The organism is Marinomonas sp. ef1 (assembly GCF_002806845.1).
In the GTDB taxonomy this organism is placed as follows: domain Bacteria; phylum Pseudomonadota; class Gammaproteobacteria; order Pseudomonadales; family Marinomonadaceae; genus Marinomonas; species Marinomonas polaris.
This window is the reverse complement of sequence record NZ_NHTT01000012.1, coordinates 48,817-70,460: the sequence shown is the minus strand read 5'-3', so window position 1 is coordinate 70,460 and position 21,644 is coordinate 48,817. Positions and strand designations below refer to the sequence as shown.

17 protein-coding genes are annotated in these 21,644 nt (G+C 42.3%); 15 read left to right on the top strand and 2 right to left on the bottom strand.

Features of this window, described 5'->3' with window-relative positions; genetic code table 11:
- The first annotated feature begins 64 nt into the window (after positions 1 to 64).
- The 6 genes from thiC (at position 65) to CCS02_RS16400 (ending at position 6,497) form a co-directional block, all read left to right on the top strand.
- On the top strand, positions 65 to 2,113 hold the full coding sequence (gene thiC, locus CCS02_RS16425; RefSeq protein WP_232728895.1) for a phosphomethylpyrimidine synthase ThiC: 2,049 nt from the start codon (positions 65 to 67) through the stop codon (positions 2,111 to 2,113).
- A gap of 15 nt (positions 2,114 to 2,128) precedes the next feature.
- Positions 2,129 to 3,661 (top strand): thiamine phosphate synthase, encoded by a 1,533-nt coding sequence (gene thiE, locus CCS02_RS16420; RefSeq protein ID WP_100637156.1) that lies wholly within the window; start codon positions 2,129 to 2,131, stop codon positions 3,659 to 3,661.
- Positions 3,661 to 3,858, top strand: coding sequence for a sulfur carrier protein ThiS (gene thiS, locus CCS02_RS16415; protein ID WP_072839874.1), 198 nt, complete (start codon positions 3,661 to 3,663; stop codon positions 3,856 to 3,858). The genes thiE and thiS overlap by 1 nt, the downstream gene beginning before the upstream one ends.
- A gap of 1 nt (position 3,859) precedes the next feature.
- Positions 3,860 to 4,636, top strand: a complete 777-nt coding sequence (locus tag CCS02_RS16410) for a thiazole synthase (RefSeq protein ID WP_100637155.1) — start codon at positions 3,860 to 3,862, stop codon at positions 4,634 to 4,636.
- Positions 4,633 to 5,805 (top strand): 2-iminoacetate synthase ThiH, encoded by a 1,173-nt coding sequence (thiH, locus tag CCS02_RS16405; protein WP_100637154.1) that lies wholly within the window; start codon positions 4,633 to 4,635, stop codon positions 5,803 to 5,805. The genes CCS02_RS16410 and thiH overlap by 4 nt, the downstream gene beginning before the upstream one ends.
- A gap of 209 nt (positions 5,806 to 6,014) precedes the next feature.
- A complete protein-coding gene (locus CCS02_RS16400; RefSeq protein WP_100637153.1) occupies positions 6,015 to 6,497 on the top strand; it encodes a Spy/CpxP family protein refolding chaperone in 483 nt (160 codons plus the stop codon).
- A 195-nt stretch (positions 6,498 to 6,692) separates the two neighbouring features.
- Here the strand turns inward: CCS02_RS16400 and aroA are convergent, their stop codons facing one another.
- A complete protein-coding gene (aroA, locus tag CCS02_RS16395) occupies positions 6,693 to 7,970 on the bottom strand; it encodes a 3-phosphoshikimate 1-carboxyvinyltransferase (RefSeq protein WP_100637152.1) in 1,278 nt (425 codons plus the stop codon).
- Positions 7,971 to 8,257: 287 nt separating this feature from the next.
- Here aroA and CCS02_RS16390 point away from each other — a divergent pair, with 287 nt between their 5' ends.
- From CCS02_RS16390 to CCS02_RS16375, 4 genes are all read left to right on the top strand, one after another.
- A complete protein-coding gene (locus tag CCS02_RS16390) occupies positions 8,258 to 9,157 on the top strand; it encodes an aldo/keto reductase (protein ID WP_100637151.1) in 900 nt (299 codons plus the stop codon).
- Positions 9,158 to 9,338: 181 nt separating this feature from the next.
- A complete protein-coding gene (locus tag CCS02_RS16385) occupies positions 9,339 to 9,848 on the top strand; it encodes a molybdopterin-dependent oxidoreductase (protein ID WP_100637150.1) in 510 nt (169 codons plus the stop codon).
- 8 nt (positions 9,849 to 9,856) lie between these two features.
- Positions 9,857 to 12,259, top strand: a complete 2,403-nt coding sequence (locus tag CCS02_RS16380; RefSeq protein WP_100637149.1) for an ATP-binding protein — start codon at positions 9,857 to 9,859, stop codon at positions 12,257 to 12,259.
- A gap of 20 nt (positions 12,260 to 12,279) precedes the next feature.
- Positions 12,280 to 13,335, top strand: coding sequence for an HD domain-containing phosphohydrolase (locus CCS02_RS16375; RefSeq protein WP_232728894.1), 1,056 nt, complete (start codon positions 12,280 to 12,282; stop codon positions 13,333 to 13,335).
- Position 13,336: 1 nt separating this feature from the next.
- Here CCS02_RS16375 and CCS02_RS16370 read toward each other — a convergent pair whose 3' ends face one another.
- Positions 13,337 to 13,846 (bottom strand): YchJ family protein, encoded by a 510-nt coding sequence (locus CCS02_RS16370; RefSeq protein ID WP_072841892.1) that lies wholly within the window; start codon positions 13,844 to 13,846, stop codon positions 13,337 to 13,339.
- Positions 13,847 to 13,926: 80 nt separating this feature from the next.
- Here CCS02_RS16370 and sbcB point away from each other — a divergent pair, with 80 nt between their 5' ends.
- From sbcB to pyrC, 5 genes are all read left to right on the top strand, one after another.
- Positions 13,927 to 15,381, top strand: a complete 1,455-nt coding sequence (sbcB, locus tag CCS02_RS16365) for an exodeoxyribonuclease I (RefSeq protein ID WP_100637202.1) — start codon at positions 13,927 to 13,929, stop codon at positions 15,379 to 15,381.
- A 9-nt stretch (positions 15,382 to 15,390) separates the two neighbouring features.
- Positions 15,391 to 16,428, top strand: a complete 1,038-nt coding sequence (locus tag CCS02_RS16360; RefSeq protein WP_072841893.1) for an AI-2E family transporter — start codon at positions 15,391 to 15,393, stop codon at positions 16,426 to 16,428.
- Between the two features lie 174 nt (positions 16,429 to 16,602).
- On the top strand, positions 16,603 to 18,540 hold the full coding sequence (locus tag CCS02_RS16355; RefSeq protein WP_100637147.1) for a DEAD/DEAH box helicase: 1,938 nt from the start codon (positions 16,603 to 16,605) through the stop codon (positions 18,538 to 18,540).
- 91 nt (positions 18,541 to 18,631) lie between these two features.
- Positions 18,632 to 20,563 carry an LTA synthase family protein gene (locus tag CCS02_RS16350; RefSeq protein ID WP_100637146.1) on the top strand — a complete coding sequence of 644 codons (1,932 nt, stop codon included), beginning with the start codon at positions 18,632 to 18,634 and terminating at the stop codon, positions 20,561 to 20,563.
- Positions 20,564 to 20,570: 7 nt separating this feature from the next.
- Complete coding sequence (gene pyrC, locus CCS02_RS16345; RefSeq protein ID WP_100637145.1) at positions 20,571 to 21,602, top strand: dihydroorotase; 1,032 nt, start codon at positions 20,571 to 20,573, stop codon at positions 21,600 to 21,602.
- Positions 21,603 to 21,644 lie beyond the last annotated feature (42 nt).

The window sequence follows — 21,644 nt, the reverse complement described above, 5'->3', positions numbered from 1 at the left end:
CGTTTGCCTGTGAAACAGCACCCCAGACAAGCAATTCTCCATTTTAAAAATAAGGGAAGTGCTCATGTCGACTATTAATGAATTAAACAGCGAATTGAACAGCGAAGCCAATCAACATAAAAAACCAGCCAACTTATCTAAAAAGCAGTCTCGTGAAGAATCACGCCAAGCCGCGAAATCTTTTATCGAATCATTACAAGCAAGACCTTTTCCCGCGTCTGAACGTATATATCTAACTGGCTCAGACGACTCGATTCGCGTTCCTATGCGCAAGATCAATCTGACAGACACACCGATAGGTTCTGATCCAGACAATCTTACTTTCGAACCAAACGAAGCTATTTATGTTTACGATTGCTCTGGTCCTTATGCTGATCCGCAAGAAAATATCGATGTTTACCGTGGTTTGGCGCCAATGCGTGCGCCATGGATTGATAAGCGTAATGACACCGAAGTATTAACGAGCGTGTCATCTGAGTTTGCCCAGTCACGCTTAGAAAATTCTGCACTGGACGAATTACGCTTTAAAGAATTGCCTAAAGTGCGCAAAGCTCGCCAAGGTAAATGTGTGACGCAAATGCATTACGCTCGCCAAGGCATCGTCACGCCGGAAATGGAATACATCGCACTGCGTGAAAATCAGAATATCGATGCCATCAAGAGCGAGTTGTTATTGAGGCAGCATCCTGGAAAAAGCTTTGGTGCTAATCTGCAAACTCGTATTACTCCAGAGTTTGTGCGCGACGAAGTAGCAAGAGGTCGTGCCATTATTCCTAACAATATTAATCACCCTGAATCTGAGCCAATGATTATTGGTCGAAATTTCTTGGTGAAAGTAAACGCTAATATCGGTAACTCTGCCGTGACGTCTTCCATTGAAGAAGAAGTAGAAAAACTGGTTTGGTCTACTCGTTGGGGCGCGGATACCGTGATGGATTTGTCTACTGGTAAAAATATCCACGAAACTCGCGAATGGATTTTACGTAACTCTCCCGTGCCAATCGGTACTGTACCAATTTATCAAGCCTTAGAAAAAGTCGATGGTGTGGCTGAAAATCTTAATTGGGAAGTATTCCGCGATACCTTGATCGAGCAAGCGGAGCAAGGCGTGGATTATTTCACTATTCATGCGGGTGTATTGCTGCGTTATGTGCCAATGACGGCTAAGCGTCTTACAGGAATTGTGTCTCGTGGTGGTTCCATCATGGCTAAATGGTGTTTGGCACATCACAAAGAAAGTTTTTTGTACGAACGTTTTCGTGAGATTTGTGAGCTTTGTGCGGAATACGATGTGGCTTTGTCGCTTGGTGATGGCTTGCGTCCGGGTTCGATTATGGATGCCAATGACGAAGCGCAAATGTCGGAACTTCGCACCTTGGGCGAGCTGACGAAAGTTGCTTGGGAATACGATGTGCAAGTGATGATTGAAGGTCCTGGGCATGTGCCAATGCAATTGATCGAAGAGAATATGACAGAACAACTTAAGCATTGTCACGAAGCGCCGTTTTATACGTTGGGGCCATTAACTCAAGACATCGCACCGGGCTATGATCACATTACCTCTGGCATTGGTGCCGCTCAAATTGGTTGGTACGGCTGTGCCATGTTGTGTTACGTGACGCCAAAAGAACATCTCGGTTTGCCTAACAAGGAAGACGTTAAACAAGGTTTGATCACTTATAAAATCGCTGCCCATGCGGCGGATTTAGCCAAAGGCCATCCTGGGGCGCAAATTCGAGATAATGCCTTGTCGAAAGCACGCTTTGAGTTTCGTTGGGAAGATCAGTTTAACCTATCGTTAGACCCTGAAACGGCTCGCTCTTACCATGATGAAACATTGCCGCAGGCCTCTGGCAAAGTAGCGCATTTTTGTTCCATGTGTGGGCCAAAATTCTGCTCGATGAAAATCACCCAAGAAGTGCGTGACTATGCGAAAGGTCTAGAGGACGCTCAAAAAATCGATACGAGTGCTTTAGAAGCGAACGCAGTTGATGTCAGTGAAGCCGAAACGGGCATGCAAAAAATGTCCGAGCAATTCCGTGAGCTAGGCAGTGATGTCTACTTAACCACAGATAAGCTTACAACCGATAAATCAAAAGAAAAATCGTTGTAAGTAAAAGGAGGATTTATGTCTATAAAACCTCCTGTTGTCTGGTGTGTGGGCGGGTCGGATTCGTCCGCCCACGCAGGACTTCAAGCGGATTTGCGTACGGGGCAAGATTTAAACTGCCATGTACAAACGATTATCACCTGCATCACAGCGCAAAACTCCAAAGAGGTGCGCTCTGTTGAACCGGTTTCTTTGACTATGTTTGATGAGCAATGGCAAACCTTGCTCGATGATGTGCCGCCAAATGCTATTAAAGTGAGTTTGCTTCCTTCAATCGAGATAGTTAAAGCGTGCTCGAATTGGTTGAAACTTATAAAAATATATTTCCCGAAAGTGCAGGTGGTATTTGACCCTGTTATGGCGGCGAGTAGTGAATCGGGCAATCAATTGCAGCAAACCGACGCAGGTGCGAGTTTGCTGGATCATATTTTGCCGTATGTAGATGTGATCACACCAAATTTGATGGAGTTTAGTGCGCTTACGGGCTTATCTGGTGAACTGGCTATTGAGGATTTGCAGGCTGAAATGACACCGTATTTCGCAGCGTCTGAAAGCCGTTGGTTGCTTAAAGGAGGCCATTGCAGTCACTTAGATGGCTCAACTGACTGGTTAGTAGATCGTAACTCTATCATTGGTTTCGCAAGTGAAAGGCTTTCTGTACACAATACACGAGGCACGGGTTGTACCTTGTCGACAGCGCTGGCTAGCTTTATCGCCCATGGTTACGATTTTTTAGATGCTATGACCATGGCCAAAGCCTATATCACGGGTGCATTAAAAACCGGCGTGCAAATTGGTGAAGGGGCAGGGCCGCTTGGTCGTCCTGGTTGGCCGTTGCAAATTGAAAATCTGCCAACAATTGTCACGCCAAATAATCCTACGACGTCGATAAGTTTGCCTTTTGCCAAGGTGGATCTCGATAAAATGGGCTTGTATCCAGTAGTGGATTCCATTGCTTGGTTAGAGTTAGTGCTCAAGCAAGGAGTGAAACTCGCCCAGTTGCGTATCAAAGACCCTGACGATGAATATCTGGAAAATAAAATCCAGCAGGCGATTGCCTTGGGCAAAGAGTACGACGCCCAAGTCTTTATCAACGACTATTGGCAGCAGGCCATCGCCTTTGGCGCTTATGGGGTTCATCTTGGCCAAGAAGATTTAGATTTGGCAGATTTAGCACAAATCCAAGCGGCTGGCATGCGGCTTGGCATCAGTACTCATGGTTACTATGAAATTGCCCGCGCTCAATCCATTCAGCCAAGTTACATCGCGTTAGGTCATATCTTCCCTACACAAACCAAAGACATGCCATCTCAGCCGCAGGGACTAACTCGACTTGCCCATTACGCGACTTTATTAAAAGGCGTGTTTCCAACCGTTGCGATTGGTGGCATCAATGCAGAGCGCTTGTCTGCTGTAGCTCAAACGGGTGTTGATAGTGTTGCGTTAGTAACGGCTATTACCAAAGCGGTTGAGCCAGAAGCCGCGACTCGATCACTTATTTGCTTGTTTGAAATGCACTTGAACACTCAAAGAAATAAGGGAGGCAAGTAATGAAAATCATGCTGAACGATGCGCCTCATGAATTCTCAGGGGAAACTTTGCAGGACTTGCTTACTCATTTAGACAAGAGCGAGCAAGGCATTGCTATTGCGATAAATCAGCAAGTGGTGCCAAAGAGTTTGTGGCGCAGTACTGAGTTGAATGAGCAGAGTCAGGTGTTTATTTTTGAATCCATTGCTGGGGGCTAATATGTCGTCTTTATTTATTGCAGGACACGAATTTCATTCTCGACTTTTTACTGGTACAGGGAAATACGCCAGTGCCGACGCCATGATGGATTCTTTAACCGCCAGTGGAAGCGAACTGGTAACCTTGTCATTACGTCGTATGGATTTAAAAAACCAGACGGATAATATTCTTAAGCCTCTGCAGCAGCAGGGCATAAAACTGCTGCCCAATACTTCCGGTGCTCGCACCGCGAAAGAAGCGGTATTTGCTGCCGAGCTTGCCAGAGAAGCATTGCAAACCAACTGGGTGAAGTTAGAGATTCATCCTGATCCGCGTTACTTGATGCCAGATGGCATGGAAACCTTGTTGGCTGCCGAAGAGTTGATCAAAAAAGGCTTTGTGGTAATGCCTTATGTCCATGCTGACCCTGTGCTGTGTAAGCGATTAGAAGAAGTGGGTTGTCAGTGCGTGATGCCGCTTGGATCGCCGATTGGATCGAATATGGGGTTGGCAAGTCGCCCATTTTTGGAAATCATTATCGAGCAAAGTACTGTGCCTGTGATTGTGGATGCTGGTATTGGTGCACCGTCTGATGCGGCATTGGCGCTAGAAATTGGTGCTGATGCGGTATTGGTGAATACCGCTATGGCCGTTGCTAGACAGCCAGCACAAATGGGTAAAGCTTTTAGACTTGCGGTGGAAGCGGGGCGAATGGGGTATGAGTCCGGTTTGGGGGAAAGGCGAGTGCAGGCTCAAGCAACGAGTCCATTGACTGATTTTCTCGGGGCATTGTCATGATAGACGGAAGCAGTAATAAAATTCGTTTGTTAGAACAAAGCCCAGCGGTAGAAGGGCAGTTTAGTCATTTTGTGGAGAGTACAGATTGGCAAGCAGTGACCCAATCTCATCAAGAGAAAACCGAAAAAGATGTGTTGCGAGCCTTGAGTAAGGACAAGCTCGATGTCGATGATTTCGCTGCCTTGATCTCGCCAGCAGCAGAGCCTTATTTGTTGGAAATGGTCGCGAAAAGCGAACGACTTACCTTGCAGCGTTTTGGCAATACTTTGAGCTTATTTGCACCCTTGTACTTATCTAACACTTGTGCGAACGAATGCACTTATTGTGGCTTTTCTATGAGTAATGCGATTAAGCGTCTTACGTTGAATGAAACTCAGGTGGGAAAAGAAGTCGCAGCGATTAAGAGTAAAGGTTTTGATCATATCCTTTTGGTGACTGGGGAAACTAATAAGGTTTCCATGCCGTACTTTGAGCGCATGATTCCCTTGATTAAGCCGCATTTTAGCCAGCTTTCCATGGAAGTTCAGCCATTAGATGCTAGCGAATACAAACAGCTGCAAGGTATCGGTCTGGATGGGGTGCTGGTTTATCAAGAAACCTATCGTCGCAAAACCTATCTTGAGCATCATCTGCGGGGTAACAAATCAAACTTTAATTATCGCCTCGACGCACCTGATCGTATTGGGCAGGCTGGTATTCATAAGATTGGTTTGGGTGTGTTACTTGGCTTGGAAGACTGGCGCACGGATTCGGTGATGATGGCGCATCATCTACGGCACCTGCAAAAGCGCTATTGGCGAAGCCGCTTTAGTGTGGCGTTTCCGCGTATTCGTCCTTGTGAAGGTGGCATAGTGCCAAAGTCGATAATTTCTGATCGACAATTGGTTCAGCTTATTGCGGCGTGGCGTTTGTTTGATAGAGATTTAGAAATGAGTCTGTCTACTCGTGAATCACCTGAATTCCGTCATCATGCGGTGCGAATGGGTTTTACCACTATGAGTGCAGAATCCAAAACCCAGCCGGGTGGATACGCGGATGACTCTCAAGAAGCTCTTGAACAGTTTGAGATCAGCGACGAGCGACCAGTCGCTGAAATTATGGCGATGATTCGTGAGCAGGGACGTGAAGTTGTCTGGAAAGACTGGGATCCTGCGCTTTCACATGTTTAAAAAGAGGATGAGCGTAAAGCCATTCATCGCCATTCCTAAGAATATGTTCGGTCTTACTCGGTTAATGGGGAAAATCTGCGAATGCGCATTTTCCCTTACGCTCTCATGACAAGTTGTGCATCTCGATTCACTCTCTTTGATACTGTTTGACGAATAAATGGACATAATAGATTTCATCCAAACAGGAAACAGAGCTTAAGGAGCCAACTATGTTTAATCGTAAAAAAGCAGGAATGATGGGTGTTATCGGTTTGAGTGCCGCGATTATAACCGGTGTAGCAGTGAGTGCTTATGCAGAAACAAAATCACCTCAAGGTGATGTTGTCAAAGGTCAAGCCACTCAGGAAGCTCCAATGAATGCAGTACCAAGTCATGAGCAGCTTGCAAGCCGTATGGCTCAACAACTTGGTTTAGATGAAAAAACGCAGTCGAAAGTATCTGATCTTTTTGAAAAAGATGGCAAGGCGATTCGTAAAATTCAAGAGCAGCTACAAACAACTCAAATGGAGCTAAGTAGCCTGTCACCGAGTTCAAAAGATTATATGGACAAAGTTGATGATCTTGCAGAAAAAAGCGGTGAGTTAACCGAAGATCTTACCATTGCCTATGCAAAAAATAGAGCAGGCTTGTATGCCTTGTTAACTCCGCAACAGATTAAAAAGCTGGAAACGCCAGCACAACCACAATCTTAATTTTTCAGTAAATCATTTCCCTTTTTACTGAAATCTATTACTGATAATCCCCTTTATTAGTAATCCTGTACTGAGAGCCTTGCCCCAGCCGTCAAAAAGCTGGGGCTTTTTTATTTGTAATTTGCAGTTTGTAATGTGAAAAAAGGCCAAATTTTTTAATGAATTTGGCCTTTTTCGTGTTATCTAAAGTGACTGTTAGCTGGCGATGGTATTGAACAATTCAAAATAGGTTGGGAAGGTTTTTGATGTGCAACCCGGATCGTTGATGGTCACTGGCGTATCTGAGAAGGCAACGAGTGAGAAGCACATCGCAATGCGGTGATCGTTATAAGTATCGATGGCCGCATGTTGAAGTTTCTCAACGGGTGTGACGGTAATGAAATCTTCGCCTTCAATCACGTCGGCACCGAGTTTTTTCAGTTCAGTCGCCATGGCATATAAACGATCAGTTTCTTTCACGCGCCAGTTGTAGATGTTGCGAATCGTTGTTGGACCTTTGGCAAATAGTGCGGTTGTTGCGATGGTCATGGCCGCATCAGGAATGTGGTTCATGTCCATATCTATGCCGTTAAGCTCGTTACGTTCCGCTTCGATCCAAGTTGGACCGTAGGTGATTTTTGCTCCCATTTTCGCCAGTACATCGGCGAATTTCACGTCACCTTGTACGCTGTCTGTGCCAACGCCGTGGACTTTAATTTTCCCGCCTGCAATAGCAGCAGCTGCCAAGAAGTAAGACGCAGAAGAGGCATCGCCTTCTACCATTATTTCACCAGGGCTTTGGTAAGTTTGCTGACCTTTTACAACAAATGCTTGGTAATTCTGGTTTTCCACTTCCACACCAAATTGCTTCATGGCATGTAGCGTGATGTCTATGTAAGGCTTAGAAACCAATTCGCCATCAACTTTGATGATTAAATCATCTTTTGCCAATGGGGCGCTCATCAATATAGCGGTTAGAAATTGGCTTGAGATGTTGCCTTTAATAGACACTTCGCCGCCAGATAAGCCATTTGCTTTAATGCGCAAAGGTGGGTAATTTTTCTCGCCTTCGTAAGCGATGTCGACACCAAGTGCTTGCAAAGCATCTACAAGGTCGCCAATTGGGCGTTCGTGCATGCGTGGCTCACCATGTAGATGAAACTCACCTTTGCCTAGGCAAAGTGCTGCAGTCAAGGGGCGCATTGCTGTACCAGCGTTGCCAAGGAATAAATCACCGAAATCCGCCTGGATCGGACCGCCAAGTCCTTCTAATACACAGGTTGTGCCATTGTCTTCAAGTGAATAGCTTACGCCCAGTTTAGTTAGGCTTTCTAGCATGCGGCGAATATCGTCGCTGTCTAGTAGATTGGTGATTTTAGTAGTGCCTTTTGCTAGCGTTGCTAACAATAAAATACGGTTTGAAAGGCTTTTGGAACCCGGAATTTGGATCTCTCCATTGGCTTTGGAAAGAGGGCCTAGCGTAATTGAATTCATTATTAAGTCCATCACAGTGGTGTTTATTGTTTCGACTTTGCGGTTCGTTATGTGTCGCTGCGTGTGAATTATAAGTGTTCGATATTGGCCGTAATTTATTCGTTATAGTGTGTCCATTGTTAAGTGGTCGCGTCGCTCTTTCGTTAGAGGTCGGTCTTGAATGTGCAATAGTATACCTTCGATGATGTTTCCTGTCAGTTATGCCGATTCACTCAGTTTGCTGTTTTTTATAACAAAGTATCTTTAGAATGCTGATAAATAAAATAATGAAGTTGAGGAAAATATCCATGAGACACCAATATCATCCCCTTGGTTTTGAAGGGTCACGTATCGCTCAAGGTTTTTGGCGGCTAGAAGAATGGAATATGACTGCTTCAGAAACACTAGGCTTTATTGAAGCATGTTTAGATCTTGGTGTGACGACGTTTGATCATGCGGATATTTATGGTGGTTATCAGTGTGAAGCTTTGTTTGGCGAAGCGTTAAAGCTTAAACCTGCTTTGCGAGATAAGATGGAAATCATCACTAAGTGTGGGATTTTGTTGCCGTCAGAGAATCGCCCAGACATTCAGGTGCATCGTTACGATTATCGTGCTGAGCACATATTGGCGAGTGTTGATCGATCTTTGGTGAATTTGCAATGTGAGCATATCGATACCTTGTTATTGCACCGTCCAAGTCCTTTGATGGATGCAGATGAAGTTGCACAGGCATTTGATTTGCTGTTTACGCTTGGCAAGGTGAAGCATTTCGGCGTATCCAACTTTACCACTCGTCAATTCGATTTGTTGCAGTCGCGCCTTGATGCTCCTTTGATTATTAATCAAGTCGAATTATCTCCGCTGGCGTTGCAGCACTTTGAAGATGGTACATTGGATCATGTGCAGCAGCATGCTGTAACACCAATGGCTTGGTCACCTTTTGCTGGTGGTGAATTGTTTTCAGGAACAAGCGAAAAAGCAAAGCGAGTTCAAGCTGTGTTGAGTAAGTTGGCGCAGGAAAAAAATTGTACAGTTGATCAAATTGTTGTCGCATGGTTATTGCGTCATCCAGCTGGTATTTGTCCTGTTATGGGATCTGGAAAAATTGCTCGTTTAGCTGCAGCAGTAGATGCTGTGTCTACTCCGCTTAGTGATGATGATTGGTTTCGTATTTGGGTCGCATCTCAAGGTCATCCAGTACCTTAAATATCTTTTAATTTTTAGATACTTAAAGAATATAAAAGCCGCTTCTGCGGTTTTTTTGTATCTATTGTTCGACCTTTGTTTTGCTTGGTGTAGAAAACGTGTCGTTTCGTAAATCAGTAACGAAAACTAGAAATTTATTCACTATACTGCGGCAATATTAATCCGTCTTGAGGTGATTTGAATGAAGCAAAATTTTGTCGCGGGAATAATGTTATTAGGTGTGTTCGCTTTTACTGGTTTGCACGCGCAGACTTTATCTAAGCCAACAGGTCCGGTTATTTTAACGATCACAGGAAACATCGAAAATACCAATACAGACGGAAAAACGGCCGAATTTGACCGCAACATGCTGATGAACCTTGAAGTGGTAAACCAAAAAACCATGACCCCTTGGAGTGAAGGTGTTGATGTTTATCGAGGGCCTTTGTTACGTTCTGTGATGTCCGCAGTGGGTGCTAAAACAGACGAACTATCTGTAACTGCTTTAAATGATTACAGTGCAAAAGTGCCAAAAAAAGATGCTGAAGACTACGATGTGATTCTTGCAATGGATATGAACGGTAAAGCTATGAGCGTAAGGGATAAAGGGCCTCTTTTTCTGCTTTATCCTTTTAGTAGTACCCCAAGTTTGAATAATGAAGTTATACATAATCGCTCTGTTTGGCAAATCAAATCGATAAACGTTGAGTAATATTTAGTATGCAATTTCGCTTCTCTTCAATCGCTAAAATGCTCGGAGCAAAGAGGTCATCGCCTTTCGTTTTGCTGGCTGCAACTGCACTTATATTTATGGGAGCAGCTATGTTAATTTTTACTGAATTGGTTGATCGACAGAAAATAATGTTATCAGCGGTTGAAGAAGATGCATTGTGGGCCGCATATCAACTAGATAGAGAAACTTTGAAGTTAAGGAACTCACTAAAGTTATTGGAAGATGATTTTAGTGAGGAGCGACTAAATGATTCACGTGTTCGATTTGATATTCTTTATAGTCGCGTGAATGTATTAGCCAAAGGGCAATTAAGGATTTTATTTAACCGTTTAGACAATGCCGACGAGCTAATGGCGACCCTTCAGAGCGAAGTATCTGAAATTGATCATCGTCTTTTTGTTGATAAATCACTAATCAATGTTGAGGAGCTTTTAGAAAAAAGCAATTTTCTTCTTAAAGAAACCGAAGGTGTTGTTTTAAGTACATTGGCTTCTAGGTCAAAGAATAAGGTTGAACAGAGGAATGATAGTTTAGGTTTATTTCTTTACTTGGGGTCTTTAATTGCATTGTTAACTATTACTATGGTTTTTATTATAGTAATGCTTTTCAAACAATTAAAAGTCGCAAAGCAGTCTTTTGAAAGATCTCAGAAATTAGCTGGCGAGCTTGAAATTGCTGTTTTTTCTGCAGAGCAAGCTTTAAAAGTTAAATCAGAGTTTTTAGCAACAATGAGTCATGAAATTCGTACCCCAATGAATGCTATTGTCGGCTTTAGTTATTTATTATTAGATGGGGATTTAGGTAGGGATCATCGCGAAAAAGTGCTTAAAATTCAGCAGTCGGCTGATGCTCTTCTTTCGATCATTAATAGTGTTTTAGATTATTCAAAAATTGAATCAGGTAAAATAGATTTAGAAAATAGATCGTTTAGCTTAGATGAAGTACTGGAGTATGTTTATCAGACGGGTGAAAACCCAGCTCGATCCAAAAATTTAGATTTTATGATATTTCGTGATTTTACCATTAGTGATAGTTTGATTGGTGATAAGACCAGACTTCAGCAAATTCTAGTAAATTTGGTTGGTAATGCAATTAAGTTTACAGATTCTGGTTCCGTCATGGTTAAAATTCATCAATCAAATAACGAAGAAATTTTGATTGATGTGCAGGACAGTGGTATTGGCATAGCTGAAAATGTCGATGTGTTTGGTGTGTTTAAACAAGCCGATAGCAGTACTACAAGGTTATATGGCGGTACTGGCTTGGGGTTGAGTATTACGCAAAAACTAGTGGGGTTGCTTGGCGGTCATATTTCTTATAAAAGTGTATTGAACGAAGGCAGTGTTTTTACAATTAAACTTCCTTACCGCCCAGATTCGAAATCGACTTTACCACATTTAGAAAATGTGACTATATTTGAAGAAGACCTTGGCATAGCTTCTTTTTTTACAGAGCTAAATTTTGACCGTATCTCTAAGTTGAAACTATCGGATATGTCAGAAAATCACTTGATGATAATTGCAGGCCGTCATTGGTTGAATGATGAAGGTATGGTTTCTGAACAACTCAAAGGTTTTGAAAAGCATATACTATTCTTAAATGGTAGCGATTTGAATATGCCTGATTGTCAAGTGTCAGGACTTGTTACTCCTACCAATCTGCATAAAAAAATAGCTGCTTTTAGTTTAGGTGAAGACGATTCAAAGAATGAGAAATCCATTAAGGCTGCTTTAGGTAATAAAGAGTTCTTTAAAAGTAAAACTATATTATTAGCTGAAGATAACAAAATAAATGCCAATATCGTTAAGGCTATAGTTGAAAAGCTAGGGGCATCCGTTGATTGGGTTGAAAACGGTAAAGATGCTTGGGAAAAGTCACTTCTTCGCGATTATGATTTGATTCTAATGGATATTAGGATGCCCATAATGGATGGTTATGAGGCCAGTGAAAAGATATTCAGCTCATTACGTAATAAAAAACCCCCTATTCTTTTTTTGACGGCCGATGCTTTAAGTTTAAAGCAAGAGAACCTTGCAGATTTAGGTATTGATGATGTTTTGTATAAACCGTTAGATCCATATCTTTTGATTGAAAAGCTTGAGTTTTGGATAATGAAGTATGGATTTAACTCGTTGACTAAACAAGAAAGCGGCTCTTTTTCGCGGGATAATAAAGGTTTAATTTCTTTATGGTCTGACATTGAAAAATTAGAATTGTTTTTAGAGAGTGGAGATTCTGATTCTGAAATGTTAGTCAAAAAAATAATCGAAAAATGTTCTGATTACGAAGGTATAGATATTTTAAAGTCTGCCCTAGAAGATATTTCTTCTTATGATTATCAAGATGCCATGGGTAAGATTCAGGCTTTTAAACGTGGCTTCGTATCATGAGTGTAGTAAAGGAGAGCGAATTGGCTAGTACAAAGGAAATAGTAAGTCGGATGGCTTCAAAAAACAAAAGAGTACTTATTGTTGATGATGTTCCTAGAAATATTGATTTACTTAAAGATATTCTGTCGGAACAGTACCATGTCCAAGTGGCAAAAAGCGGACTGTTAGCTTTAAATATTATTGATCGATGCTTACCAGATATTATATTGCTGGATATTATGATGCCAGATATGAATGGTTTTGAAGTATGTGAGCGATTGAAATCTAACCCAAAAACACAAGACATTCCTGTTATTTTTTTAACGGCTGTTACTGATCCTCAGCACGAGCAAAAAGGTTTTGATGTTGGTTGTGTGGATTTTATTACTAAGCCAATAACGCCTCTAACAACTTTAGCTAGAGTGTCAACCCACTTAAAATTAGCTGAAGAAAATTTACGTAACAAACAAATTATTGATGATAGAACTCGAGAGCTTGATGAAGCATTGGAGTCCGCTATAGGTATGTTAGGTGCGGTAAGTCAGCTTAACGACACCGATACTGGTGTGCATATGTGGAGAATGGCGGATTATTGTGCAGCATTAGCTAGGACGATAGGGTGGGAAGAATCACAGGTCGAATTGTTAAAACTGGCTGCACCTATGCACGATACTGGTAAGGTGGGTATTCCTCATAGCATTTTAAAATCTCCTAATAAGCTAACAGATGATGAATGGGTGATAATGCGTCAGCATACCGTCATTGGGCATGAAATTTTAATAAGGGGAGAAGCGCCATTATTTAAATTGGCAGCAGAAGTTGCATTAGGTCATCATGAAAGATGGGATGGAACGGGTTATCCATTAGGATTAATAGGGGAAAATATCCCACAATCCGCTCGTATTGTTGCTTTAGCGGATGTATTTGATGCGCTTACTATGAAGCGTCCTTACAAGAAGAGTTGGACAATAGAAGAGTCGTTTGAGCATATTCAGCAAGCGGCAAGCACACACTTTGATCCAGAGTTGGTGCGCACTTTTTTATCCATTGAAGATGAGCTGAGAAGCATAAAAGAAAAATGGGACGCTGTTGACTAAGTTAAGCAACAGCACAGCATTTCTTGAATTTTTTACCAGATCCACATAGGCATGGGTCATTCCTGCCTATGTTCATAGCTTCAGAATTAATTAACGGCGTGTTCTTCTGAATATCGTGCTCACCAGCAATATAGAACCATTGTCCTTTTATCTTTTTAAATATCGATCGTTCGTTTAGGCGACCTATATGTTTGCCTTCTTTGAAATGAGCAGAGAAGGCGACAACCCCTGTTTTGTCTTTTTCCAAGCCATCTTCTGTTGCGTTAATTTCTAGCTTTATCCATTTGGTATGTTCATTACTGTCTTGGATGTCTGCAGTGTCTTGATCTGGCTCATCTTCTAATTTTTGCGTGGCGGCTATGTATTGAAAATCACCAATAGCAAAAGCCGTGTAGCGCGAACGCATTAGTGTTTCTGCTGTCGGAGCGGTGCCTGGATTGTTGTGGTACATACCACAACACATCTCATAAGGACTTTCTGTTCCGCATGGGCAAATCATTGGGACTGGCATAGATCTACTCCTCTCATCGCCAAATGCACGCCAAGATGCGTATAATACCTTTTTTATTTAACGGCTTACAGGAATTATTTGTGACTTCATCGGGCCCCACTTCATTTTTTTGGTTTGATTTTGAGACAACCGGAACGGACCCTGCGCGAGATCGTCCTATGCAGTTTGCTGGGATTAGAACAGATCTTGATTTTAATCCCATCGGCGAGCCAATCATGTTTTATTGCCGCTTAGCGGAGGATGTTCTGCCTCAACCAGAGGCATGCTTGCTGACAGGTATTAGCCCACAAGATGCTAATCGTGAAGGCTTGTGCGAAGCAGAATTTATGCAGGCAGTAGAGGCTGAGCTTTCGCAGCCTGGTACTTGCGCTTTGGGTTACAACACGATCCGTTTTGATGACGAAGTCGTTCGTTATGGTTTTTATCGTAATTTTATTGATCCTTATGCCAGAGAATGGCAGAACAACTGCTCTCGCTGGGACATGATCGATTTAGTGCGAATGACTTATGCTATGCGTCCAGAGGGGATTGTTTGGCCGAAGAACGAAGACGGCCAAGTTTCGATGAAGCTGGAAGCACTCACGAAAGCAAATGGCATTGCTCATGAACAAGCGCATGATGCCTTATCTGATGTTTATGGGACCATTGAGATTGCTAAGTTAATTCGTAGTAAGCAGCCAAAATTGTTTGCTTACTATTTCAAAATGCGTCAAAAACACGAATTGCAGCAATTTATTGATGTGGCGCGACTAAAACCCTTTTTGCATATTTCTGGGATGTTTGGGCAGGCAAAAAACTACGCGGCTTTTGTTGTACCTGTTGCGCCACACCCAACGAACAAAAATGGTGTGATTGTTTTTGATCTTATGGCAGATGCTCAGCCTTTAATTGATTTGAGTGTGGATGAGATTCGTCATCGAGTTTTTACTCGTCAAGAAGAGTTGGGGGATCTAGAAAGGTTGCCTTTAAAAGTGATTCACTACAATAAATCTCCGGCCGTTGCTCCAGCCACTTTTTTGAAAGATGCTGATGTCGTCAAGCGTCTAGAATTGGATGGTGCGGTTTGTCGTCATAATCTTGCCATCATAAAAGGGTATGCTGGTTTAGCGGCTAAGCTCAGTGATGTCTTTATGCAAGAAGATCGACCAATACACAAAGATCCAGATGTCATGCTTTACTCTGGTGGTTTTTTCTCTCGTGAAGATCGGGTGAGGATGGAAAAGATTCGTTCGATACCGGCTAGTCATTTGTCAGAATTGGCTATGTCATTTGATGATCGTCGCCTGCCTGAAATGTTAATGCGTTATATTGGTCGAAATTACCCGGATCAATTGAGTGAACAGCAACAATTCGAGTGGGAAGAATATAGGCAGGTTCGTTTACTTGAAAAAGATGGCGGCGGCTCAATCAATATGGAACAGTATTTTGAGCGTTTGAATCAAATTGCTCAAACACCGGATCTGCCTGCAGCGAAACAAATTATGTTACAGGACTTGGCTGATTACGCTCAAAGTATTTATCCGATACCTTTATAAGGAATTTATATGAATGAACAGCATAAAGGCATTCATTGGCTGGTTGGTTTTGCGGCCTTTGTGATCATAATTGCTGCGCTGAAGGAGGCCTCTCAAATAGTGGTGCCTTTCATGTTGTCAGTTTTTATCGCTATTATTTGCGCCCCAGCAATGTCCAGTTTACGTCGTCGGAATCTGCCAACTTGGCTTTCTATCTTGGTGGTTGTGTTAGTTATACTGGTTGGAATTAGTTCTATTGCTGTGCTTGTAGGTGCATCTCTAGATAATTTTTCCAATCAGCTGCCTAGTTACAAAACGCGCTTTGGCGAAGAAATGTCCAGCTTAATACAAATGATTAATCGACTAGGGGTGCATGTATCTTATGATCAAGTGAAGGGGTACATTGATCCTTCCGCTTTAATGCAGATGGTTGCGAATGCTTTAAGAGGGCTTGGGAGCGCGCTAACTAATCTTGTTTTGGTGGTGATGATTGTGATTTTCATTTTATTTGAAGCAGTTGAACTGCCTAAAAAACTGTCTTTAGCGTTCAGTGATGCCTCTAAATCAATGGATAAATTTGATTCCTTCATCAAATCGGTTAATCGGTATTTAGTGATAAAAACCTTACTAAGTATGTTGACGGGTGTCCTAATTACTTTCTTCATGTGGGTATTAGGTGTTGATTTCCCTATTTTATGGGGTGTATGTGCATTTCTTTTAAATTTTGTACCAAATATTGGGTCTATTATTGCAGCGGTTCCTGCTGTTTTGCTTGCCTTTGTTCAGCTTGGTAGCTTATCGGCTGGCTTGGTTGCTGGCGTGTTTTTAATTGTGAATCTGATTGTTGGTAATGTGATTGAGCCTCGCTACATGGGGCGTGGGTTAGGGCTTTCCACTTTGGTGGTGTTTCTTTCTTTACTACTATGGGGTTGGGTATTTGGTCCAGTTGGCATGTTGCTTTCGATTCCGTTAACCATCATCATGAAGCTAGCATTCGAGGCAAATCCTAAGATGCATTGGTTGGCAGTGATGATTGACTCTAAAGTGGATACTGATAATAAGCACTAACAAGTGATTGGCGCCGCAAGGGCGCCAATCTTATTTTCAATATGGCCTAGCTTATTTCTCTTTTATTGTATATACTTCGCCATCAGTTTTTCCTCCGAGAATTTCTAGAGAATTTCATTAAGGCATGTAAATGATTACAGGCCTTATCCTCACCAAAAAAAGGTACTAATTTACATGTCTGACGCTGATACTCAGCCTACATTTGATTCGTTGGGCCTAATCGCCCCTGTTCTTAAAGCGGTTGCTGACCTAGGTTACGAGCAACCATCTGCTATCCAAGCGCAAAGTATTCCATATCTATTAGAAGGTCGAGACCTTTTGGGGCAAGCGCAGACGGGTACTGGTAAGACAGCAGCGTTCGCGCTTCCGCTACTGTCTCGCATTGATGTTACAGATAAAACGACACAATTACTTGTACTGGCTCCAACCCGTGAACTTGCTATTCAGGTCGCTGAAGCATTTCAAAGTTACGCACGTAACCTTCCTGATTTTCATGTTTTGCCAATTTACGGCGGCATGTCATACGACACTCAACTTCGCCAACTAAAACGTGGTGTTCAAGTTGTTGTTGGTACACCAGGTCGTGTTATGGATCATATTCGTCGTAAAACATTGAAACTAGACGGTCTTAAAGCCCTAGTTCTTGATGAAGCGGATGAAATGTTACGTATGGGATTCATCGACGATGTCGAATGGATTCTTGAGCAAACACCACCAACTCGCCAAATAGCTTTGTTCTCTGCGACTATGCCTCCTGTGATTCGTCAGGTAGCTAACCGTCATTTGAATAATCCTAAAGAAGTGAAAATCGTTACAAAAACTTCTACTGCGATGACGATTACTCAAAAATATTGGCCAGTAAGCGGTCTACATAAGTTAGACGCTTTGACTCGTATTCTTGAAATGAACGAACATGATGGCATGATCATCTTTGTTCGTACAAAAGCGGCAACAGTAGAATTGGCTGAAAAGCTAACTGCTCGTGGCCACGCTTGTGAAGCCTTAAATGGTGACATTAGCCAGAATTTGCGTGAACGTACTGTTGATCGTATCAAGAAAGGTCAAATTGACATTCTTGTTGCAACTGACGTTGTAGCTCGTGGTTTGGATGTAGAACGCGTAAGTCACGTTGTTAACTACGATATTCCATATGATACTGAATCCTACGTTCACCGTATCGGTCGTACTGGTCGTGCTGGTCGTCTTGGTACAGCAATATTGTTTGTTGCTCATCGCGAGCGTCGTATGTTGCAAGCGATTGAGCGCGCAACTCGTCAGCCAATTGAGAGCATGACACTACCAACTGCTTCAGATATTAATGCGCATCGTGTTAATCGCTTCAAGCAGAGCATTACAGATGCGATGGATAACGAAAACCTTGATTTCTTCTTGGAACTTGTTCAAAGCTACCAGAAAGAAAACGAAGTTGATCCATTGAAAATGGCGGCTGCTTTGGCTCATATGGCTCAAGGTAAAACACCATTGTTGTTATCTGAAATGGAAGTTCGTCAAGAACGCAGAGAACGTCGTGATGATCGTGATGATCGTGATGGCGGTCGCGGAGACCGTGGTGATCGCGGAGACCGTGGCGATCGTGGCGATCGTGCACCACGCGAACGTAAAGTTCGTCCAGTTACGGCAGAAGCTATGCCATTAAAGGATGATCCTGATACGTCTATGACGCGTTATGTTGTTCAAGTTGGCTATAGTGATGGAGTTAAGCCTGGCAACATCGTTGGTGCGATTGCTAACGAAGCTGACATTGAAAGCCGTTACATTGGTCATATCGAAATCTATGAAGATTTTGCTACAGTCGATTTACCTTCTAACCTAAGCGCGGATGCATTAGGTAAGTTGGGTAAAACTCGTATTTGTGGTCAGCGTACTGACATTGCTAAGCTAGACAATGCCGATGAGTTGAATAAGCGTGCAGCAGCACCTTCTACTCGTAAGCGTCCAGCTGGTGGCGGTGATCGTCGCCCATCTGGTGGTGATCGTCGTCCAGCTGGTGGTGAGCGTCGTCGTCCAAGTGCTGGCGCTGGTGGCGGTCGTGATCGCGATGCAAATCGCAGCGGCGAGCGTCGTCCAAGAGCACCACGTAAAAACGATTAATTAGAATGATGTAAATAAAAAAACCGCCTAATCGCGGTTTTTTTTTGTTATAAATGAACGTTAATATTTACTCTGATTGAAAAGGGTCAGCATGCATCAAGATAATAAAAACAAAAGAATAAATATAACACCTCTTGTCTTTTTAGGTGTTGGGCTAATTTTGATATTTATAGGGTTTATTTTAACCCGGTTGTACTTTTTTGGAGTCCACTCAGATTATTTTGTGGCTGAAACCTCTGATAATATATTGCTGGCTCTATTGCATGGTTTGCGATTTGATTTAGCGACTATTGCGCTATTAAATTCTTTACTCTTACTTTTTTTGTTTGTTTCAATTTGGTTTCGCGCTTTATTCAAAGCGAATATGGTGCTGGTCTTTGTCTACTTATTTTTTGTAAGTGTATCGGCAATTATCATTAACTTTATGGATACCGTTTATTTCCCATACACAGGCCGTCGTAGCGGTCTTGAAGTGCTCTCTATGGCCAATGATGTTGTATCCCAGTTGCCTGAGTTAATCCTTGTTTATTGGTGGTATGTTGTCGGTAGCATTTTGATTTATTTTCTTTATGCCGTGTTGTTTTTTAAGGTGAGCAAGCGACTTAAACCGATTTTTATGTCCAAATTTTGGGTTGTGTTACTTTGCCTTGTACTGACAGTAGTTTTTGTATTGGCTGGGCGGGGAGGATTTCAATCTAAGCCTATTAGAGCTCTGAATGCATATAGTTATCCTTCTAGCGGGTTAGGGGCTCTTGTTCTAAATACGCCATTTTCACTTTTAAAAGAGGATGCTGATCATTTAGAAAAGGTGGCTTATTTTGCCTCTGATAGTGATTTGTTGATGGCAATAGCTGATAAAAATAAATCGATCTCTAGTGATTCTGAAATTAAAAAGCGTAATGTTGTTATTTTGATCTTGGAGAGCTTTGGCTTGGAGTATTTAGGTCCTCCTTATGGTTTGAAATCATACGCACCTTTTTTAGAAGAGCTGTCTGAGAAGGGGCGCTTTTTCCCAAATGGCATTGCTAATGGTCGTCGTTCTATTGAAGCTATTCCATCGGTTTTGGTAGGTGTCCCATCATTGATGCCTGAGGCTTTTATGCGATCGCCGTATCAGTCAAATGTAATGCATGGCTTGGGTGAAATCGTAAAGCCTTACGGATACAGTACTGCTTTTTTCCATGGTGCGAAGAATGGCAGCATGTACTTTGACGACACAACCTATCGATTTGGCTTTGATCGCTATTTTGGTCTTAATGAATATCCTGATTCTTCTCAGTTTGATGGGCAGTGGGGAATTTTTGATGAACCATTTCTTAAGTTTACTGTGAATGAGATGGATAAAATGTCTAAGCCATTTATGGCGGGTATTTTTACTATCAGCTCTCATCCTCCGTATACTTTGCCTGATCAGTATGTCGGTAAAATACAAGAAGGTGATATCCCAATGCATAGAGTTATTCAATACTCCGATATTGCATTGAGACGTTTTTTTGAGGAGGCGGCCACCAAAGATTGGTATAAAGATACTTTGTTTGTTCTTACTGCTGACCATACATCGGATAACTTCGATCCTCGTTTTGCCTCTTCTTTAGGTCGTCATCAGGTCCCCATTATTTTGTATCAGCCTAATCAAGAAATAGATAATGGTGTTATCACCGATATGGCTCAACAAATCGATATCCCTGCTACAATCGTTGATTATTTGAATCTGCCAGAGCAAGAGAAAATCTTGCCATTTGGGCGTTCATTGTTGGAACAGAATGCTCGTGCAGATGCAATCATCAAGGAAGACGATGCTTTTTGGTTATTATCACAAGGAAAATATGTGAAGTTGCCTATGGCAGAGGGTGCATTAGTTGAAACTGGTGAGCTACCAAAAACATTTACTAAGCCTGCGGGTTTGGTGCAGCCAGTAAATCTAGAGAAATTAGAGCAGCGATTAAAAGCCTATATACAAATTTACACTAATGGGCTTATTGATAATTCGTTATACAACTTTTCGTCTGAAAAAAAACAGTAGGTAAATAATGAACGAAATTACTATTATCAAGCCAGATGATTGGCACTTACATTTTCGTGATCAAGATATGTTACTTGAGACGGTTCCAGCTACGGCTCGTTGTTTCGAGCGTGCTGTAGTGATGCCAAATTTGGTGCCGCCGGTTACGACTGCTGAGTTAGCATTAAGCTACAAAGAGCGTATTTTAGCGGCTCGTCCTGCTGGTAGTACTTTTATGCCTGTCATGACTATTTATCTAACAGACAAAACCAGTGTTCAAGATATCCAAGATGCGAAAAAAGCCGGAGTGTTGGCGGCCAAAATGTATCCAGCTGGCGCGACAACTAACTCTGATTCGGGTGTAAATTCCCTAGAGTCACTGTATCCAGTTTTTGAAGCCTTGGCAGACAATGGCATGTTGTTGCTGATTCATGGTGAAGTGACGCAAAAGCACATTGATATTTTTGATCGAGAAAAAGAATTTATCGATCAGCACATGGTGAATATTGTTGATCGAGTGCCGAATCTAAAAGTGGTGTTCGAACATATAACCACAAAAGAGGCTGTAGATTTTGTCTTGGCGGCTCGTGATGGTGTAGCCGCAACAATTACGCCTCAGCATTTATTGTTGAATCGTAATGACATGCTAGATGGTGGTGTTCGACCACATAATTATTGTTTGCCTGTGCTTAAACGCAGTACTCACCAGCAAGCTTTGCGTGAAGTGGTTAAATCTGGATCGCCTAAGTTTTTCTTGGGAACTGACTCTGCCCCACATGCTAAACACCGTAAAGAGTCAGATTGTGGTTGTGCGGGCTGTTACAGTGCTTGGTCTGCGCTTGAGCTATACACACAAGTATTTGATGAGCTAGGCGCCCTTGACAAGCTAGAGGGCTTTGCAAGCCTTTATGGTGCTGACTTCTATGGTTTGCCGCGTAACACAGAAAAAGTGACCTTGATTCGTGAGTCTTGGGAGGTGCCTAACAGTATTACTTTGCCGAACGGAGAGCCAATTGTGCCTTTCTTTGCTGGCAAACAAGTATCTTGGAAATTGAAATAAAGTAACTTGGTTTGAGGCTAGGTAACTATATAGAACCGAATT

Excerpts from the sequence above, each read along its gene's own strand:
- CCS02_RS16380 (WP_100637149.1), top strand. The coding sequence starts at position 9,857 with ATGCAATTTCGCTTCTCTTCAATCGCTAAAATGCTCGGAGCAAAGAGG.
- thiH (WP_100637154.1), top strand. The coding sequence starts at position 4,633 with ATGATAGACGGAAGCAGTAATAAAATTCGTTTGTTAGAACAAAGCCCA.
- pyrC (WP_100637145.1), top strand. The coding sequence starts at position 20,571 with ATGAACGAAATTACTATTATCAAGCCAGATGATTGGCACTTACATTTT.
- CCS02_RS16385 (WP_100637150.1), top strand. The coding sequence starts at position 9,339 with ATGAAGCAAAATTTTGTCGCGGGAATAATGTTATTAGGTGTGTTCGCT.
- thiC (WP_232728895.1), top strand. The coding sequence starts at position 65 with ATGTCGACTATTAATGAATTAAACAGCGAATTGAACAGCGAAGCCAAT.
- aroA (WP_100637152.1), bottom strand. The coding sequence starts at position 7,970 with ATGAATTCAATTACGCTAGGCCCTCTTTCCAAAGCCAATGGAGAGATC.
- CCS02_RS16390 (WP_100637151.1), top strand. The coding sequence starts at position 8,258 with ATGAGACACCAATATCATCCCCTTGGTTTTGAAGGGTCACGTATCGCT.
- thiE (WP_100637156.1), top strand. The coding sequence starts at position 2,129 with ATGTCTATAAAACCTCCTGTTGTCTGGTGTGTGGGCGGGTCGGATTCG.
- CCS02_RS16400 (WP_100637153.1), top strand. The coding sequence starts at position 6,015 with ATGTTTAATCGTAAAAAAGCAGGAATGATGGGTGTTATCGGTTTGAGT.
- thiS (WP_072839874.1), top strand. The coding sequence starts at position 3,661 with ATGAAAATCATGCTGAACGATGCGCCTCATGAATTCTCAGGGGAAACT.
- CCS02_RS16360 (WP_072841893.1), top strand. The coding sequence starts at position 15,391 with ATGAATGAACAGCATAAAGGCATTCATTGGCTGGTTGGTTTTGCGGCC.
- CCS02_RS16350 (WP_100637146.1), top strand. The coding sequence starts at position 18,632 with ATGCATCAAGATAATAAAAACAAAAGAATAAATATAACACCTCTTGTC.
- CCS02_RS16410 (WP_100637155.1), top strand. The coding sequence starts at position 3,860 with ATGTCGTCTTTATTTATTGCAGGACACGAATTTCATTCTCGACTTTTT.
- CCS02_RS16370 (WP_072841892.1), bottom strand. The coding sequence starts at position 13,846 with ATGCCAGTCCCAATGATTTGCCCATGCGGAACAGAAAGTCCTTATGAG.
- CCS02_RS16355 (WP_100637147.1), top strand. The coding sequence starts at position 16,603 with ATGTCTGACGCTGATACTCAGCCTACATTTGATTCGTTGGGCCTAATC.